At 61.1% G+C, this 16880-nt stretch carries 17 protein-coding genes; 14 read left to right on the plus strand and 3 right to left on the minus strand.

Features of this window, described 5'->3' with window-relative positions; translation table 11 throughout:
• Nucleotide 1: 1 nt before the first annotated feature.
• The 6 genes from IFT59_RS06295 to lipA all read left to right on the plus strand — a co-directional run bounded on the left by IFT59_RS06295 (nucleotide 2) and on the right by lipA (nucleotide 5337).
• Nucleotides 2-1399 carry a pyruvate dehydrogenase complex dihydrolipoamide acetyltransferase gene (locus tag IFT59_RS06295; RefSeq protein WP_192086371.1) on the plus strand — a complete coding sequence of 466 codons (1398 nt, stop codon included), beginning with the start codon at nucleotides 2-4 and terminating at the stop codon, nucleotides 1397-1399.
• Nucleotides 1400-1524: 125 nt separating this feature from the next.
• The gene (locus IFT59_RS06300) at nucleotides 1525-1767 is read left to right on the plus strand and encodes a hypothetical protein (RefSeq protein WP_192086372.1); all 243 of its coding nucleotides are present in this window, start codon (nucleotides 1525-1527) and stop codon (nucleotides 1765-1767) included.
• A 47-nt stretch (nucleotides 1768-1814) separates the two neighbouring features.
• Complete coding sequence (locus tag IFT59_RS06305; protein WP_192087117.1) at nucleotides 1815-2453, plus strand: SGNH/GDSL hydrolase family protein; 639 nt, start codon at nucleotides 1815-1817, stop codon at nucleotides 2451-2453.
• A 77-nt stretch (nucleotides 2454-2530) separates the two neighbouring features.
• Complete coding sequence (gene lpdA / locus IFT59_RS06310; protein WP_192086373.1) at nucleotides 2531-3994, plus strand: dihydrolipoyl dehydrogenase; 1464 nt, start codon at nucleotides 2531-2533, stop codon at nucleotides 3992-3994.
• A 70-nt stretch (nucleotides 3995-4064) separates the two neighbouring features.
• Nucleotides 4065-4310 carry a GlsB/YeaQ/YmgE family stress response membrane protein gene (locus IFT59_RS06315; protein ID WP_062456372.1) on the plus strand — a complete coding sequence of 82 codons (246 nt, stop codon included), beginning with the start codon at nucleotides 4065-4067 and terminating at the stop codon, nucleotides 4308-4310.
• A gap of 37 nt (nucleotides 4311-4347) precedes the next feature.
• Nucleotides 4348-5337 carry a lipoyl synthase gene (lipA, locus tag IFT59_RS06320; protein WP_192086374.1) on the plus strand — a complete coding sequence of 330 codons (990 nt, stop codon included), beginning with the start codon at nucleotides 4348-4350 and terminating at the stop codon, nucleotides 5335-5337.
• Nucleotides 5338-5364: 27 nt separating this feature from the next.
• Here the strand turns inward: lipA and IFT59_RS06325 are convergent, their stop codons facing one another.
• Complete coding sequence (locus IFT59_RS06325) at nucleotides 5365-5562, minus strand: hypothetical protein (protein WP_062580987.1); 198 nt, start codon at nucleotides 5560-5562, stop codon at nucleotides 5365-5367.
• Nucleotides 5563-5867: 305 nt separating this feature from the next.
• On the opposite strand from IFT59_RS06325, the gene IFT59_RS06330 reads away from it, so the two are divergent.
• On the plus strand, nucleotides 5868-6320 hold the full coding sequence (locus IFT59_RS06330; protein WP_192086375.1) for a type II toxin-antitoxin system RatA family toxin: 453 nt from the start codon (nucleotides 5868-5870) through the stop codon (nucleotides 6318-6320).
• Between the two features lie 11 nt (nucleotides 6321-6331).
• Here the strand turns inward: IFT59_RS06330 and IFT59_RS06335 are convergent, their stop codons facing one another.
• Nucleotides 6332-6829, minus strand: a complete 498-nt coding sequence (locus IFT59_RS06335) for a CinA family protein (protein ID WP_192086376.1) — start codon at nucleotides 6827-6829, stop codon at nucleotides 6332-6334.
• Nucleotides 6826-8049, minus strand: a complete 1224-nt coding sequence (locus IFT59_RS06340; protein WP_192086377.1) for a bifunctional 2-C-methyl-D-erythritol 4-phosphate cytidylyltransferase/2-C-methyl-D-erythritol 2,4-cyclodiphosphate synthase — start codon at nucleotides 8047-8049, stop codon at nucleotides 6826-6828. Before IFT59_RS06340 ends, IFT59_RS06335 begins: the two co-directional genes overlap by 4 nt.
• 147 nt (nucleotides 8050-8196) lie before the next feature.
• On the opposite strand from IFT59_RS06340, the gene dusB reads away from it, so the two are divergent.
• The 7 genes from dusB to hfq all read left to right on the plus strand — a co-directional run bounded on the left by dusB (nucleotide 8197) and on the right by hfq (nucleotide 16880).
• Nucleotides 8197-9219: a tRNA dihydrouridine synthase DusB gene (gene dusB / locus IFT59_RS06345; RefSeq protein ID WP_192087118.1), complete on the plus strand. Its 1023-nt coding sequence runs from the start codon at nucleotides 8197-8199 to the stop codon at nucleotides 9217-9219.
• Nucleotides 9216-10361 (plus strand): two-component system sensor histidine kinase NtrB, encoded by a 1146-nt coding sequence (locus IFT59_RS06350; protein WP_192086378.1) that lies wholly within the window; start codon nucleotides 9216-9218, stop codon nucleotides 10359-10361. The genes dusB and IFT59_RS06350 overlap by 4 nt, the downstream gene beginning before the upstream one ends.
• Nucleotides 10361-11812 carry a nitrogen regulation protein NR(I) gene (gene ntrC / locus IFT59_RS06355; RefSeq protein WP_062456396.1) on the plus strand — a complete coding sequence of 484 codons (1452 nt, stop codon included), beginning with the start codon at nucleotides 10361-10363 and terminating at the stop codon, nucleotides 11810-11812. The genes IFT59_RS06350 and ntrC overlap by 1 nt, the downstream gene beginning before the upstream one ends.
• Nucleotides 11813-12030: 218 nt before the next feature.
• Nucleotides 12031-14307, plus strand: coding sequence for a sensor histidine kinase NtrY-like (locus IFT59_RS06360; RefSeq protein WP_192086379.1), 2277 nt, complete (start codon nucleotides 12031-12033; stop codon nucleotides 14305-14307).
• Nucleotides 14297-15661, plus strand: coding sequence for a nitrogen assimilation response regulator NtrX (ntrX, locus tag IFT59_RS06365; protein ID WP_062456399.1), 1365 nt, complete (start codon nucleotides 14297-14299; stop codon nucleotides 15659-15661). Before IFT59_RS06360 ends, ntrX begins: the two co-directional genes overlap by 11 nt.
• A 9-nt stretch (nucleotides 15662-15670) precedes the next feature.
• Nucleotides 15671-16531 (plus strand): D-amino-acid transaminase, encoded by an 861-nt coding sequence (locus IFT59_RS06370; protein ID WP_192086380.1) that lies wholly within the window; start codon nucleotides 15671-15673, stop codon nucleotides 16529-16531.
• A 106-nt stretch (nucleotides 16532-16637) separates the two neighbouring features.
• The gene (gene hfq / locus IFT59_RS06375; RefSeq protein WP_007757453.1) at nucleotides 16638-16880 is read left to right on the plus strand and encodes an RNA chaperone Hfq; all 243 of its coding nucleotides are present in this window, start codon (nucleotides 16638-16640) and stop codon (nucleotides 16878-16880) included.

A 16880-nucleotide genomic window follows, 5' to 3' on the forward strand; every position in this document is an offset into this window, starting at 1 on the left:
CATGCCTATCAACATCACCATGCCTGCCCTGTCGCCGACCATGGAGGAGGGCAACCTCGCCAAGTGGCTGGTCAAGGAAGGCGATACGGTCAAGTCCGGCGACGTGATCGCCGAAATCGAGACCGACAAGGCGACGATGGAAGTCGAAGCCGTCGACGAAGGCGTTGTCGCCAAGCTGGTGGTTCCGGCCGGCACCGAAGGCGTCAAGGTCAACGCCCTGATCGCCATCCTTGCGGTCGACGGCGAAGATGTTTCGGCTGCCGCTTCCGGCGGCGAGGCTCCGAAGGCTGAAGCCCCGAAGGCAGATGCTCCGAAGGCTGAAGCAGCTCCTGCGGAGAAGGCGTCCGAAGCGCCGAAGTCCGAAGCCAGTTCCGACAAGCCGCTGACGGATGCCGCTCCGGCACCGTCGACGCCTGCTCCGAAGGCAGAAGACGGCAAGCGTGTGTTTTCGTCGCCGCTCGCCCGTCGTATGGCCAAGGAAGCCGGTCTCGATCTCACCGGCGTTACCGGCACCGGCCCACATGGCCGTGTCGTCAAGGCCGATATAGAGAAGGCAGCCGCTTCCGGCGGTGCAAAGTCTGCTCCGTCCGCGACGACGCCGGCAACCGCCGGTGCCGCTCAGGCTCCAGCCGCGCCAATGGCAAAGGGTCCGTCGGACGACAACATCATGAAGCTGTTTGCGGAAGGCTCATACGAGCTTCTGCCGCATGACGGCATGCGCAAGACGATCGCCTCGCGCCTGACCGAGTCGACCCAGACGGTTCCATCGTATTTCGTTTCGATGGACTGCGAACTCGATGCCATGCTCAAGCTGCGCGCCGAGATCAATGCGTCCGCGCCGGTGAAGAAGACGGAAAAGGGTGAGGTTCCGGCCTTCAAGCTTTCCGTCAACGACTTCATCATCAAGGCGATGGCGCTGGCGCTTCGGGATGTTCCGATGGCGAACGCCTCCTGGACGTCTTCTGCCCGCGTCCTGCACAAGCATGCGGATGTCGGCGTTGCCGTCTCGATCCCGGACGGTCTGATCACTCCGATCGTCCGCAAGGCCGAGACGAAGACGCTTTCGGTCATCTCCAACGAGGTCAAGGATCTCGCCAAGCGGGCCCGCGACAAGAAGCTGAAGCCGGAAGAATACCAGGGCGGCACGACGTCTGTGTCCAACCTCGGCATGTTCGGTGTCTCCAACTTCACGTCGATCATCAACCTGCCGCAGGCCTCGATCGTCTCTATCGGCGCGGGTGTCGAGAAGCCGGTCGTGCGTGGCGGCAAGCTCGAAGTCGGCACGGTGATGACGGCAACCTTCGCCTTCGACCACCGCGTCATCGACGGCGCGCTCGGCGCAGAGCTGGCCTCGGCCTTCAAGCGCTACATCGAAAGCCCGATGGGCATGCTGGTTTAAAAAAACTCTCGGCCGCGGCCTATGTCGCGGCCGTTCCCATCCGCGAATGCGCTTGATGCGTGACATTTGTAAGCTGCTCCACCATATTTGATGGAGCGGAATACGGCCCGCTCAGGAGCACGTCGATGGCGAATGAACCGGTAGATATGATCATGCCCATGCTGCGTGAAATACGCGGTGAAATGCTTGAAATACGCGGTGAACTCGGTGCCGTAAAACAGCAATTGCACAAGCTTGAGATCGGCCAGAAGAGTATTCGCAATGCGCTGACCGCCGATACGATGCTCTCGAAATTCATGACCGGTGATTTCGAGGAGCGGATATCCGAGTTGGAAAGCAAGGTCGAGACGCTGATGAAGGGGACCTGAGCTCGACAGAGACAGGTCGGCAGGGAATGACTGGGCGTATGGACACTATGAAAACCGTTCTCTGCTTCGGCGACAGTCTCACCTGGGGATATGACCCCATCGGTCCCGGCCGTCACGCGTTCGAGGGTCGCTGGACGAGCGTGCTCGGCGCCGCACTCGGAGACGAGGTCACGGTGATTGCCGAGGGCCTGAACGGGCGCACGACAGGCTATGATGATAACCTCGCCGATTGCGATCGCAACGGCGTCAGAAATTTTCCGACCGTCCTCCACACCCACATGCCGCTTGATCTGGTCGTCATCATGCTCGGCACCAACGACATGAAGCCAGTGATCGCCGGCACGGCGCATGCGGCGCGGGCCGGCATCCAGCGGCTGGTCGCACTGATCCGCCATCACGAATGGTCGTTCGACTATGATGCACCTGACGTGCTGATCGTTTCGCCGCCGCCGCTTTGCGAGACCGGGGACCCGATCTTTTCGGCGATGTTCCAGGGCGGGATCGAGCAGTCGTCGATGCTCGCCTCGCTCTATCGCGATCTCGCCGACGAGCTCGGGTGCGGCTTCTTCGATGCGGGATCGGTCGCAAAGACCAGCCCGCTCGACGGTGTGCACCTGACCGCTGAAGACACCCGCGCCATCGGCCGCGGCCTTGAGCCGATCGTCCGGATGATGCTCGGCATCTGACCCAAGAATTCACATCGGCAGGCCGCGTATCGATGGTCGCCGCAGGCACAGACTTAAAAAGACAAAGGCAGGAAACAATGGCTCAGTCCTACGATCTCATCGTTATCGGCGCCGGCCCGGGCGGCTATATCGCCGCGATCCGTGCATCCCAGCTGGGCATGAAGGTTGCCGTCGTCGAGCGCGAGCATCTGGCCGGCATCTGCTCCAACTGGGGCTGCATCCCGACCAAGGCGCTGTTGCGAACCGCCGACGTGCTGCACACAGCCCAGCATGCCAAGGATTACGGCCTGACGCTGGAAGGCACGATCACTCCCGACGTCAAGGCGGTCGTTGCGCGGTCGCGCGGCATTGCCAACCGCATGAACAGCGGCGTCGGCTTCCTGTTCAAGAAGAACAAGATCGATATCATCTGGGGCGAGGCCAAGGTCACCAAGCCGGCATCCGGTTCGCAGATGGCCGAGATCGTCGTCGGCAAGATCACCAAGGAGATCGTCCAGCCGCAGGGTCCTGTTCCCAAGAACACGCTGGGCGAGGGCACATACAACGCCAAGCACGTCATCGTCGCCACGGGCGCCCGTCCCCGTGCGCTGCCGGGCATCGAGCCGGATGGCAAGCTGATCTGGACCTACTTCGAGGCGATGAAGCCCGAGGAGCTGCCGAAGTCGCTGCTGGTCATGGGATCTGGCGCGATCGGCATCGAGTTCGCGTCCTTCTACCGCACCATGGGCGTCGACGTGACCGTGGTCGAAATCATGAGCCAGGTCATGCCGGTCGAGGATGCCGAAATCTCGGCCTTCGCCAAGAAGCAGTTCGACAAGCAGGGCATCAAGATCCACCTCGAAGCCAAGGTCTCGAAGGTCGAGAAGGGTGCAAACTCGATCACGGCCACGATCCAGAAGAAGGACGGCACGTCGGAGAAGATCACCGCAGACCGGATGATCTCGGCTGTCGGCGTGCAGGCCAATATCGAGAATATCGGCCTTGAGGCTGTCGGCGTGAAGACCGACCGTGGCTTCATCGTCATCGACGGCTACGGCAAGACCAATGTCGAGGGTATCTACGCGATCGGCGATGTGGCCGGCGGTCCGCTGCTGGCGCACAAGGCCGAGCATGAAGCCGTCGTCTGCATCGAGAAGATCGCCGGTCTGCCGAACGTGCACGCGATGGACAAGAGCAAGATCCCGGGCTGCACCTATTGCAACCCGCAGGTCGCGTCGGTTGGTCTGACGGAAGCGAAAGCCAAGGAGCAGGGCCGCGAGATCCGCGTCGGCCGCTTCTCGTTTGCAGCCAATGGCAAGGCTGTGGCCCTCGGCGAGGACCAGGGCATGGTCAAGACGATCTTCGACAAGAAGACCGGCGAGCTCATCGGTGCGCATATGGTCGGGGCGGAAGTGACCGAACTGATCCAGGGCTTCGTTGTCGCCATGAACCTCGAGACGACGGAAGAAGACCTGATGCACACCATCTTCCCGCATCCCACGATTTCGGAATCGATGAAGGAAAGCGTTCTCGATGCCTATGGTCGCGTCCTGAACGCTTAAGTCTCAGCGCCGATTGCATATGGGCGGCTCGCCGCCCATATTTGCTGAAGAGGTTTGAACGGAGTAAGACATGGGCGTGGGCTGGTTTGCAGCAATCATCATCGGAGGCCTGGCAGGCTGGCTTGCCGGCAAACTGATGGATATGCGCTTCGGCATCTTCATGAATATCGTGATCGGCATCGTCGGCGCTGTGATTGCCAACGCGATCTTCAATGCGGCCAACATCCATGTTGCCAGCGGTTGGCTGGGTTACCTCGTGCAGGGTTTCGTCGGCTCGTGCATTTTGCTATTTGTCGCAAAACTCGTCAGGCGTTGACGGTACCCGCATTCAAGGCGGTTGAGGACAGTAATTTATGGTCACCATTCTCGACAGGATAAACTTCATCACCCCTGCTACGGGCGATGAGAAGCGTGTCCGCCATCCGGAAAAGGCGCATCGGCCAGATACCGAGGTGCTGCGCAAGCCCGAATGGATCCGTGTCAAGGCGCCGGTTTCCAAGGGCTATCAGGAAACCCGCTCGATCGTGAAGGAGCACAAGCTCGTCACTGTTTGTGAAGAAGCGGGTTGCCCCAACATCGGCGAGTGCTGGGACAAGAAGCACGCCACGTTCATGATCATGGGCGAGATCTGCACCCGCGCCTGCGCGTTCTGCAACGTCTCGACAGGAAAGCCGAACGCGCTCGACCTGTCAGAGCCTGAAAACGTCGCAAAGGCCGTCAAGGAGATGGGCCTCAGCCACGTCGTCATCACCTCGGTCGATCGTGACGATCTGGCCGATGGCGGTGCCGAGCATTTCGAAAAGGTAATCTGGGCGATCCGTGCGGCGTCACCGTTGACGACGATCGAAATCCTGACACCGGACTTCCTCAAGAAGCCGGGCGCGCTCGAGCGCGTTGTTGCCGCAAAGCCTGACGTCTTCAACCACAATATGGAGACGGTTCCTGGCAACTACCTGACGGTTCGCCCCGGTGCGCGGTATTTCCACTCGGTTCGTCTGCTGCAGCGGGTGAAGGAACTGGATCCGACGATGTTTACCAAGTCGGGCATCATGGTCGGCCTCGGCGAAGAGCGCAACGAAGTGCTGCAGCTGATGGACGACCTGCGGACCGCCGACGTCGACTTCCTGACGATCGGCCAGTACCTGCAGCCGACCCGCAAGCATCACGCGGTGATGAGTTTCGTGACGCCGGAGGAGTTCAAGTCCTACGAGACCGTGGCCTATACGAAGGGCTTCCTGATGGTGGCGTCCAGCCCGCTGACGCGGTCGTCGCATCACGCAGGCGATGATTTCGCCCGTCTGCGCGCCAATCGCGCCCGCAAGCTGCTCGCAGCAGCGGTGTAATCCGCACTTCTGCGGTCTGGCGGCCGATCACTCGGCCGCTTGAATCTTCTCGATCTTATCCTGGTTCTTGTCCTGCCCGCGGCGGCGCTCGCGCAGCGTCGTGCGATGTCCGCGTGTCTCGGCTTTCGCCATTTCCACAAAATAGGCGAGCATGGGGAGCTGGTTCATATCGGCCAGTTGCTTGGCGGATTCGAGCAGCTTGATCATTTGCGTAAAGTCATCCATGGAATGCGTCTTTCCGACAGGTAAAGGCCAGTCATCTCCCGTGAAGCGTTATACGCAGGATTGATCCCGCGGATCATTACAACTTCATTGCTGAGACATTAAAATTATTTAATCTTTGGGCCTCCCGTTATCGAGCCGAGCGGCGACGTCCCAGATATGCCTTGAAGCAACAACCCGCCAGAGGGCGGGGCCATTTCTTTGGACGACAGCGAGAGCGCAGGATTTGGGCGCGCCTGATGTTGAAATCGCACCGACAGAGGCGTCAGCTTCTTGATCTTCTGCCTGTGCGCGATTAACTCCACGACATGCCCAAGTTCGAAATACGCCGCCCCGTCAAGCATAGTCCCGAGAAGATGTACGCGCTGGTCGCCGACATCGAGAAATATCCGGAATTCCTGCCGCTTTGTGAAGCGCTGTCGATCCGTTCCCGCAAGGAACGTGATGGCAAGGAGTTGCTGCTTGCCGACATGACCGTCGGCTACAAGGCGATCCGCGAGACCTTCACGACGCAGGTTCTGCTGCATCCCGCCGAAGAGGCGATCGATGTCAAATATATCGAAGGTCCGTTCAAGTATCTCGATAATCGCTGGCGGTTCGAGCCGGCGACGGACGGTTCCGACGGTTGCACCGTTGCCTTCTTCATCGACTACGAATTCAAGAGCATGATTCTCGGCGCTTTGATGGGCTCGATGTTCGACCGCGCCTTCCGCATGTTTGCCGAAGCGTTCGAAGCACGCGCGGACAAGATCTACGCCTAATTGGGGTCAGTTCAGTCCGCCGCCTCCAGCAGCATCTCCAGCGCAGTCCTGACGGTCGCAAGCCGGATCTCGGTTCGGCCGATGTCGCCATAGCGCATCTCCCGGTGCAGGATCTTCCCGGTCCGGCCGCGCGCTGCGAGATGGACCAGCCCGACTGGCTTTTCGGCCGAGCCGCCGCCGGGGCCTGCTATGCCTGTTACGGCAACAGCGAGATCGGCGCGGGAGCGGAACAGGGCGCCAGTTGCCATCAACAGGGCAGTTTCCCTTGAGACGGCGCCGTGTGTTGCAAGCACCGACGAGGGCACTCCCAGCATGTCTGTCTTCGCGTCATTGGTATAAGTGACAAAGCCGCGATCAACGACCGCCGACGACCCGGCGATCTCGGTCAGCGCTCCGGCGATCAGGCCGCCTGTGCAGGATTCTGCCGTCGAGACCATCAGCTTGCGCTTTGAAAGCGTCTCGATGATGCGGCGGGCCTGTGCCTCGATATCGTCCGGAAACAGGCTCATGCCTTCACCGAGCCGAACACGACGGTGGCTGTGGCAATCGCCGCGATCCCCTCGCCACGGCCGACAAATCCGATCTTCTCGTTGGTCGTCGCCTTGACCGAGCAGCGGTCGAGCGAGATGCCGAGGATTTCGGCGAGCTTTTCGCGCATTTCCTGACGATGCGGACCGACCTTGGGGGCTTCCGCGATCAGCGACACATCGGCATTCATGATGGTTCCGCCGTGTTCGCGCACGATCTTCGCGGCGTGCTCAAGAAAGATCCTTGAGGCCGCGCCCTTCCACTGCATATCGGAGGGCGGGAAGTGGTCGCCGATGTCGCCGGCGCCGCAAGTGGCGAGCAGCGCGTCGGTGAGGGCATGCAGCGCCACGTCGGCATCCGAATGGCCGCTCAGCTTCTGATCGTGCGGAATGAAGATCCCGCACAGCGTCACGCCGTCGCCGGCCACAAGCTGGTGGACGTCGTAGCCATTGCCGGTGCGAACATCCGGCAGATAGTGTGCGGCAGGGTTGTCCTGCGTGAGTTTCTCGTCAGCCATGTCGATATCCCGCTTCAGCGTCAGTTTGATATTGTCGACGGAGCCTTCCACAATCGTCACGGCAAGGCCCGCCCATTCGGCGATCGAGGCATCGTCGGTGAAGTCGTCGTGGCGAAGGGCTGCGGCCTTTTCATGCGCGGTGCGGATTTCCGAGAGACGGAAGCTCTGCGGTGTCTGGGCCGCATAGAGCCCCGCCCGCGAAACCGTTTCGTGCACCAGCCCGTCCGATCCGCCACGCTTCAGCGTATCGGACACCGCCATCGCCGGCAAGATTCCGTCATTGCCCGCGGCAAAGCCCTCTGCAATGCGATCCAGCAGTGCGTGGTCGACGAAAGGGCGGGCCGCGTCATGGATCATCACGTGGGTCGCCTCCGTTGCCGCAATCGCCCGCAGGCCCTCGTAGACGGAGCGCTGCCTTGTATCGCCGCCGAAGGTGACAATGATGTTCTCGGCTCCGCCAAGTCCGTCCGTCGAGGCGGCGTAGAGCGCCTCGTCTTCCGGGTGGATGACCACGACGATCGGGCCGCTCTTTGGCCAGGTCAGAAATTTCTGCAGCGTATGATGAATGACTGGCAAGCCACCGATACGGCGATATTGTTTTGGCCCGTCTCCCGGCGCACCCGCACGCTCTCCGCGGCCAGCGGCCACGATGACGATGGCTATCTTGAAGATCTCGCCGTCCATGAGCCCTCGGAAATTGGTGGGAGGTTGACAGCCGCAGAACTATAGGACCAAAAGCCTTAATTCCAGCACGTCGCTTAAAAATAACGCAGCTCGTGAATTGCCCTTGGCAAACGCATGACTCCTGAATAAAAATAGTGCAGAAGAATTATCTGCCCGAAAGATCATCATTTGTCGTTTCCCGACCTTGCCTCACCTTTTCATATCGGGCCAGTCGCCATCCGTAACCGGGTGGTGTTGGCGCCGATGTCCGGCGTGACCGATCTGCCGTTCCGCACGCTTGCCTGGCGCCACGGAGCAGGCCTCGTCGTGACCGAAATGGTGGCGAGCCGCGAACTGGTCATGAACCGGGAGGAATCCTGGTCGCGTCTGCAGGGAACGGGGATCACCCCGCATATGGTGCAGCTCGCCGGTCGCGAAGCGCACTGGATGGCGGAAGCGGCAAAGATCGCCGAAGCCAACGGTGCCGATATCATCGACATCAACATGGGCTGTCCGGCCAAAAAGGTGACCGGTGGCTATTCCGGTTCGGCGCTGATGCGCGATCCCGATCACGCGCTGTCGATGATCGAGGCGACCGTCAAGGCGGTCAACGTACCCGTCACCGTCAAGATGCGGCTCGGCTGGGACGAGAATACCATCAACGCACCCGAAATTTCACGCCGTGCCGAACAGGCAGGTGCCCGGATGATCACCATCCATGGCCGCACCCGCATGCAGTTCTATGAGGGCAAGGCGGACTGGGATGCCATTCGTGCCGTGCGCGATGAAATCTCGATCCCTCTGATCGCCAATGGCGATGTCGAAACGCCGGAAGATGCGGCCGAGATCATCCGGCGCTCGGGCGCCGATGCGGTCATGGTCGGACGCGGTGCGCAGGGTCGTCCCTGGCATATCGGATGGCTTGCCGGCGCTTCTGCACCGGGCCGCGAGGAGATGGCTGTCATCGTCGTTGAACATTACGAAGCGATGCTGGAGCTTTACGGCCGCGAGGCCGGGCTTCGACACGCAAGGAAACATCTCGGCTGGTATCTCGACCGGTTCGCGCCGAACCTGCCAGCAGATCAGAAGGGCGCAATCATGATATCGAAGGACGCGACCGACGTTTCGAAAAGAATGTCGTCGGCACTGCTCGACGGTGCGTTCGATGAGTCGCGAAGGAAGGCAGCATGACCAAGTCTCCCGCACCCGATTCCGCGCAGGGGCAAGCGCTGGCCATGGCGGTTCTCAATTCCGTTCAGAACCCCGTCATACTGGTGGATGCCGAAGGCAGGGTCGCTTTCGCCAACTGGGAAGCCGAGTCGTTCTTCGGCTCCAGCGCCTCGCATCTGGCCAAGAACACGATCTCGAGTTTCATTCCGTTCGGAAGCCCACTTCTCGCGCTGATCGATCAGGTTCGCGAGCGTAAGGCGCCGGTCAACGAGTACCGCGTCGACCTGTCGTCACCGCGCCTCGGCCAGGAAAAGCTGGTCGATCTCTATGTGGCTCCTGTCGTCAGCGAGCCTGGGTCTGTCGTCGTGGTGTTCCAGGAGCGCTCGATGGCCGACAAGATCGACCGTCAGCTGACCCACCGGGCTGCGGCACGCTCCGTCACCGGCCTTGCGTCAATGCTGGCGCATGAAATCAAGAACCCGCTCTCGGGCATCCGCGGAGCAGCCCAGCTGCTTGAGTCGGTCGTGCCGGACGAAGACCGCTCGCTGACCCGGCTGATCTGCGACGAGACCGACCGGATCGTGTCGCTGGTCGACCGCATGGAAGTGTTCTCCGACGAGCGTCCGATCGACCGGATGCCGCTCAACATCCACTCCGTGCTCGATCATGTGAAGGCCATCGCCAAGGCGGGGTTCGGACGCGACATCAAAATCGCGGAAATGTACGATCCGTCGCTGCCGCCGGTCTATGCGAACCGCGACCAGCTGGTGCAGGTGTTTTTGAACCTCATCAAGAATGCCGCCGAAGCGGTGGGTGATCAGCCGGATGCGGAGATCATGCTGACCACCGCCTACCGTCCGGGCATCCGCCTGTCGGTTGCCGGCACGCGGGAGAAGATCTCGCTGCCACTGGAATTTTGCGTCATCGACAACGGTCCGGGCGTGCCGGCCGATATCCTGCCGCATCTGTTTGACCCTTTCATCACCACCAAGACGAACGGTTCCGGCCTCGGTCTGGCGCTGGTTGCTAAAATCATCGGTGCCCATGGCGGCATCATCGAATGCGACAGCCAGCCGCGCCGGACGATATTCCGCGTTCTTATGCCCATGCACAAGGAAGAAGGCGGCGATGGCCGCGCCTTGAACTTCACAGGAAGCGATTAATGACTGCCACGATCCTTGTCGCAGACGACGACGCAGCCATCCGCACGGTTCTTAACCAGGCGCTGACCCGCGCCGGTTATGACGTCCGCATCACATCGAATGCCGCAACGCTATGGCGCTGGATTTCCGCCGGCGAGGGCGATCTTGTCGTCACCGACGTGATCATGCCGGACGAGAACGCGTTCGACCTCCTGCCGCGCATCAAGAAGGCGAGGCCGGATCTTCCGGTACTGGTCATGAGCGCCCAGAACACGTTCATGACCGCCATCAAGGCCTCGGAAAAGGGCGCTTACGACTATCTGCCGAAGCCGTTCGACCTCACCGAGCTGATCGCCATCATCGGCCGGGCGCTGGCCGAGCCGAAGCGCAAGCCGGCCCGCCTCGACGACGATACGCAGGACGGCATGCCGCTGGTCGGCCGTTCGACGGCGATGCAGGAAATCTACCGCGTTCTGGCGCGTCTGATGCAGACCGACCTGACGCTGATGATTACCGGCGAGTCGGGCACCGGCAAGGAGCTGGTCGCCCGCGCGCTGCACGACTACGGCAAGCGCCGCAACGGCCCCTTCGTCGCGATCAACATGGCGGCAATTCCGCGCGATCTGATCGAGTCGGAACTGTTCGGCCACGAAAAGGGAGCCTTCACCGGCGCCCAGAACCGTTCGACCGGCCGTTTCGAACAGGCAGAAGGCGGCACGCTGTTTCTCGACGAAATCGGCGACATGCCGATGGATGCCCAGACGCGGCTTCTCCGCGTTCTGCAGCAGGGCGAATACACGACCGTTGGCGGTCGCACGCCGATCCGCACCGACGTGCGCATCGTTGCCGCGACCAACAAGGATCTGAAGCAACTCATCAACCAGGGTCTGTTCCGCGAGGACCTTTATTATCGCCTCAACGTCGTTCCTTTGCGCCTGCCACCTCTCAGAGATCGCGCCGAAGATATTCCCGATCTCGTCCGGCATTTCATGCAGATGGCGGAGAAGGAGGGCCTCGACGGCAAGCGTTTCGAAACGGAAGCGCTGGATGCGATGAAGGCCTATGCCTGGCCGGGCAACGTCCGCGAGCTGGAAAACCTCGTGCGCCGCCTGATGGCGCTTTATCCACAGGATGTGATCACCCGCGAGATCATCGAAACGGAGCTTCGCTCCGATGTGCCGGATAGCCCGATCGACAAGATGACGGCCCGTTCAGGGTCTCTCACCATTGCCCAGGCGGTCGAAGAGAACATGCGGTCATACTTTGCCGGTTTCGGCGAAAACCTGCCGCCGCCAGGTCTTTACGACCGGGTTTTGACGGAAATGGAGTATCCATTGATCCTTGCCGCGCTGACGGCCACCCGTGGCAACCAGATCAAGGCAGCAGATCTCCTCGGCCTCAACCGCAATACTCTGCGCAAGAAGATCCGCGAACTGGGCGTTTCGGTCTATCGCAGCTCCCGCGGCGCATAGTCCTGTCATTTCCGTTCGCCACAATCGCTTGACACTTCTGCTTCATCGTTGCATTTTCGCCACAAAGCGTTGCTTAAACATCACGCAGATTTACGCTTCAGGCTGAGCATCCAGGCTTGGCCCGAGCAGCGCGAGTTTTCGTTGCAAATGAATGACTGGCGTCTGCGTCCGGATGAGATATCCGCACCGGCCACGCCACGAAGGCCGGGGTTTTAACGATGACGGATGGCGCTGCAACGCAGTCGGCCGAAACGGAGCCGGCAGCTGTAGTCCACGATCGGCGTGCATCCTTCGCGCTGCCGGGCCTGCTTCTTGCCGGTGGTGCACTGATCTGCGCCACACTGACGCTGTTCGTGCTGCTGGGCGTGACGCCGGTCGCGCCGACGACCAATGTCGTGATCGCGTCCGCCGCGATCAACTCGCTGTTCATTCTCGGCCTCGTCTACCTGATCGGCAGAGAGGTCGGACGACTGGTAAAGGCAAGGCGTCGTGGCCGTGCCGCGGCCCGTCTGCATGTGCGCATCGTCGTGCTGTTCTCGTTCGTGGCGATCACGCCCGCCGTGCTGGTTGCGATTTTCGCCAGCCTGACGCTGAGCGTCGGTCTCGATCGCTGGTTTTCGCTTCGCACGCAGTCGATCGTGCAGTCGTCGCAGGACGTTGCACGAGCCTATATGATGGAGAACGCAAGTTACCTTCAGGGCCAGACCGTCTCGATGTCGAACGACCTCGAGCGGAACCGCGCGATGTATTATCTCGACCGCACCGGTTTCATCGATCTGCTGACCCGTCAGGCACGGGGCCGTGGTCTGCTCGGCGCCTTCCTGGTGCAGGAGGATGGCCAGGCAGTCGCACAGGCCGACATCAAGACAGAAAAGCCGCTCCCGGCCATTCCGCAGGATGCCCTCAAAAGCGCCGCGTCCGGCCAACCGACGCTGATCCCGCCCGGCATTACCAACCTGGTCGGCGCCGTCATCAAGATCGACACGATCCCGGGCGCCTTTCTCTACACGATCCGGGCCGTCGATCCGCGCGTGATGAACGCGATGCGGCTGATGGAGGAGAACACCGCCGAATACAAGGCGATGGAAGCCGGCCGCATGTCGCTTCAGGTCGCCTTCGCCGTGCTCTATCTCGGCTTTGCGCTGATCGTGCTTCTGGCCGCCATCTGGGCCGCCATCGCTGTCGCCGACCGTATCGTACGGCCGATCCGGCTTCTGATCAGTGCGGCAGACAGCGTCGCCACCGGCAATCTCAACGTCGTCGTCCCGGTTCGCACTGTTGACGGCGATGTGGGCAGCCTTTCGCGCACCTTCAACAAGATGATTTCCGAGATCCGCAGCCAGCGCGATGAAATTCTCGAGGCCAAGGACGAGGTCGACGATCGCCGCCGGTTTATCGAAGCCGTGCTATCGGGCGTGACCGCTGCCGTCATCGGCGTCGAGGCCGACCGCCGCATCACCATCGTCAATCCCACCGCGGAAGACTTCCTCGGCGCGCCTGCCGAGGAGCTGATGGGCAAGACGCTTGATGACGTGGCGCCTGAAATCGACCATGTGCTGACCGAGGCGACCGCCCGCTCGCGTGGGGATTTCCGCAAGCAGGTCAATCTGATGCGCAACGGCACCGAGCGGACGCTATCCGTGCAGGTCACCCGTGAGGAGCAGCGTTCGCCGCAGGATGCCTACGTCATCACGCTCGATGACATTACCGACCTCGTGATCGCGCAGCGCTCCACCGCATGGGCGGATGTGGCGCGACGTATCGCGCACGAGATCAAGAACCCGCTCACCCCGATCCAGCTTTCAGCCGAGCGCCTGAAGCGCCGCTATGGGAAGCAAATCGACGCCAGCGACCGGGCTGTGTTCGACCAGTGCACCGATACGATCGTGCGCCAGGTGGGCGATATCGGCCGCATGGTCGATGAATTCTCATCGTTTGCCCGGATGCCGAAGCCGGCCAAGGAAGATGCGGACCTGCGCGATATCCTGCGCGATGCCATCTTCCTGCGCGAAATGGGTGAGACACATGTGGACTTCATTCGCGAGCTCGGAGACCAACCGCTGAAAGGTCTTTTCGATGCGCGCATGCTGGGCCAGGCTTTCGGAAACCTCGTCAAGAATGCTGTCGAGGCGATCGAGGCGGTGCCGAGCGATCAGCAGCGCGACGGCCGCAAGATCATGGTCCGCGCAGCGCTTGAAAAAGGCCGGGACACGTTCGTCGTCGATATCATCGACAACGGCAACGGACTGCCGACCGAGAACCGGCACCGTATTCTCGAGCCATACATGACGATGCGCGAAAAGGGCACGGGCCTTGGCCTCGCGATCGTCAAGAAGATCATCGAGGAGCATGGCGGACAGCTGGAGCTGCACGATGCCCCTCACGATTTCGATCATGGCAAGGGCGCCATGATCCGGGTGCTGCTGCCGCATGTCGAGCGGGTGGCAAAGCCCAACACAGATAATAACGATAAGGAACTGGCATATGGCATCTGATATTCTTGTCGTCGATGACGAGGCCGACATTCGCGACATCGTTTCCGGGATCCTGTCCGACGAGGGCCATGAAACGCGAACGGCCCACGATGCGGACAGCGCGCTTGCGACGATATCCGACCGTGTGCCACGGCTCGTCTTTCTCGATATCTGGATGCAGGGATCACGGCTCGATGGGCTCGCGCTCCTCGAGGAGATCAAGTCCCGTCATCCGGACCTCCCTGTCGTCATGATTTCCGGTCACGGCAATGTCGAGACGGCGGTATCAGCCATCAAGCGCGGTGCCTTCGACTTCATCGAAAAGCCGTTCAAGGCCGATCGGCTGATCCTGATTGCGGAGCGGGCGCTCGAAAACTCCAAGCTGAAGCGCGAAGTGACAGAGCTGAAGCGCCGCACCGGTGACGCCGCCGAACTGGTTGGCACGTCGGTTGCCGTGTCGCAGCTTCGCCAGACGATCGAGAAGGTCTCGCCCACCAACAGCCGCATCATGATCCTTGGCCCTTCCGGTTCCGGCAAGGAGCTGGTGGCACGGATGATCCACAAGAAGTCCTCGCGGGTAACGGGGCCGTTCGTTGCACTGAATGCCGCAACGATCACGCCTGACCGCATGGAGATCGCGCTGTTCGGGACCGAGGGCGGCCCCGGCCAGCCGCGCAAGATCGGTGCGCTGGAAGAGGCGCATCGCGGCATTCTCTATCTCGACGAGATCGGTGAAATGCCGCGCGAGACGCAGAACAAGATCCTGCGCGTGCTTGTTGATCAGCAGTTCGAGCGCGTCGGCGGCTCCAAGCGGGTCAAGGTGGATGTGCGCATCATCTCGTCGACCGCTCTCAATCTCGAGAGCCTGATTGCCGAAGGGGCGTTTCGCGAGGATCTTTACCACCGCCTCGCGGTCGTGCCGGTCAAGGTGCCGGCGCTTGCCGAACGGCGGGAGGATATTCCGTTTCTCGTCGACATGTTCATGCGCCAGATTTCCGAGCAGGCGGGCATCCGCGCTCGCAAGATCGGTGACGATGCCATGGCGGTTCTGCAGGCGCATGACTGGCCGGGCAATATCCGTCAGCTGCGCAACAATATCGAACGGCTGATGATCCTTGCCCGCACCGACGGTCCGGATACGGCGATTTCAGCGGATATGCTGCCGCCGGATCTCGGCGACATGCTGCCGAAAGTCTCATCCAAGGGCGATGTCCACATCATGACGCTGCCTCTGCGCGAGGCGCGTGAAATGTTCGAACGCGACTATCTCGTCGCGCAGATCAACCGCTTCGGCGGCAACATTTCGCGCACAGCGGAATTCGTCGGCATGGAGCGCTCGGCGCTGCACCGCAAACTGAAGTCGCTGGGCGTGTAAGGGGTCACCATGCGTATCGCTTACGTCAACGGTCAGTATGTCAGGCACTCCGAGGCTGCGGTTCACATCGAGGACCGCGGTTTCCAGTTCGCCGATGGTGTCTACGAAGTCTGCGAGGTCCGGGACGGGCTGATCGTTGACCTGACGCGGCATCTGAACCGGCTTGACCGGTCGCTGTCCGAGTTGCGCATGGTCCAGCCGATGAGCCGCGCGGCGCTCACCCTCGTCATCCGGGAGGTGCTGCGCCGCAACCGGGTTCGCAACGGCATCTTCTACATGCAGGTGACACGCGGTGCGGCCAAGCGCGACCATTTCTTCCCACCGGAAGGGACGGCTCCGACCATCACGATCACCGCCAAGAGCACCGACCCGTCGCTGCTTGCGAAGAAGTACGCCAATGGCATCAAGGTGATCACGCTTCTCGAAAACCGCTGGGATCGCGTCGACATCAAGACCGTCGGTCTGTTGCCCAACGTTCTGGCCAAGCAGCAGGCCCGTGATGCGGGTGCCCATGACGCGATCTTCGTGACGCGTGACGGCATGGTGCTGGAAGGTGCGTCCGCCAATGCCTGGATCGTCACGCCGGATGGCAAGCTCGTCACGCGGCCGGCGGAGCATGGGATCCTGAAGGGCATTACCCGCACCACGGCGATCGACGTTGCGGCGAAGCTCGGCCTGGTTTTTGTCGAGCGGGAGTTCTCCGTGGACGAAATGCATGGCGCCCGCGAGGCCTTCATGACATCCGCAACCGGCATTTGCGTTCCGGTCGTCGAGGTGGATGGTAAGCCTGTCGCGAACGGCCATCCAGGCACCGTCTCAAGCGATATAAGGGACGCTTTTTTCGCGATTGCGGAGAAGACGGCGATTTGATAACCACACTGTCAGGGGAAGGGAAACACGAGGGCGTTTCCCGCTCAACTCTAGAAATTTTGATCAGCTTCCGGCAATGACCGGCAAGAAAGAAAGAAGCGACGCTATGGCGGAACGTTCTCAGAACCTGCAGGATTTGTTTCTCAACACAGTCCGCAAACAGAAGATTTCCCTGACGATATTTTTGATCAATGGGGTGAAGCTCACGGGCGTCGTGACCTCGTTCGACAATTTCTGTGTGCTTCTACGCCGTGACGGACACTCGCAGCTCGTGTATAAGCACGCTATCTCCACCATCATGCCGGGCCAGCCGATGCAGATGTTCGAGACCGAAGAAAACGCTGCTTAA

Source organism: Rhizobium sp. CFBP 8752 (assembly GCF_014842035.1).
In the GTDB taxonomy this organism is placed as follows: Bacteria; Pseudomonadota; Alphaproteobacteria; order Rhizobiales; family Rhizobiaceae; genus Neorhizobium; species Neorhizobium soli.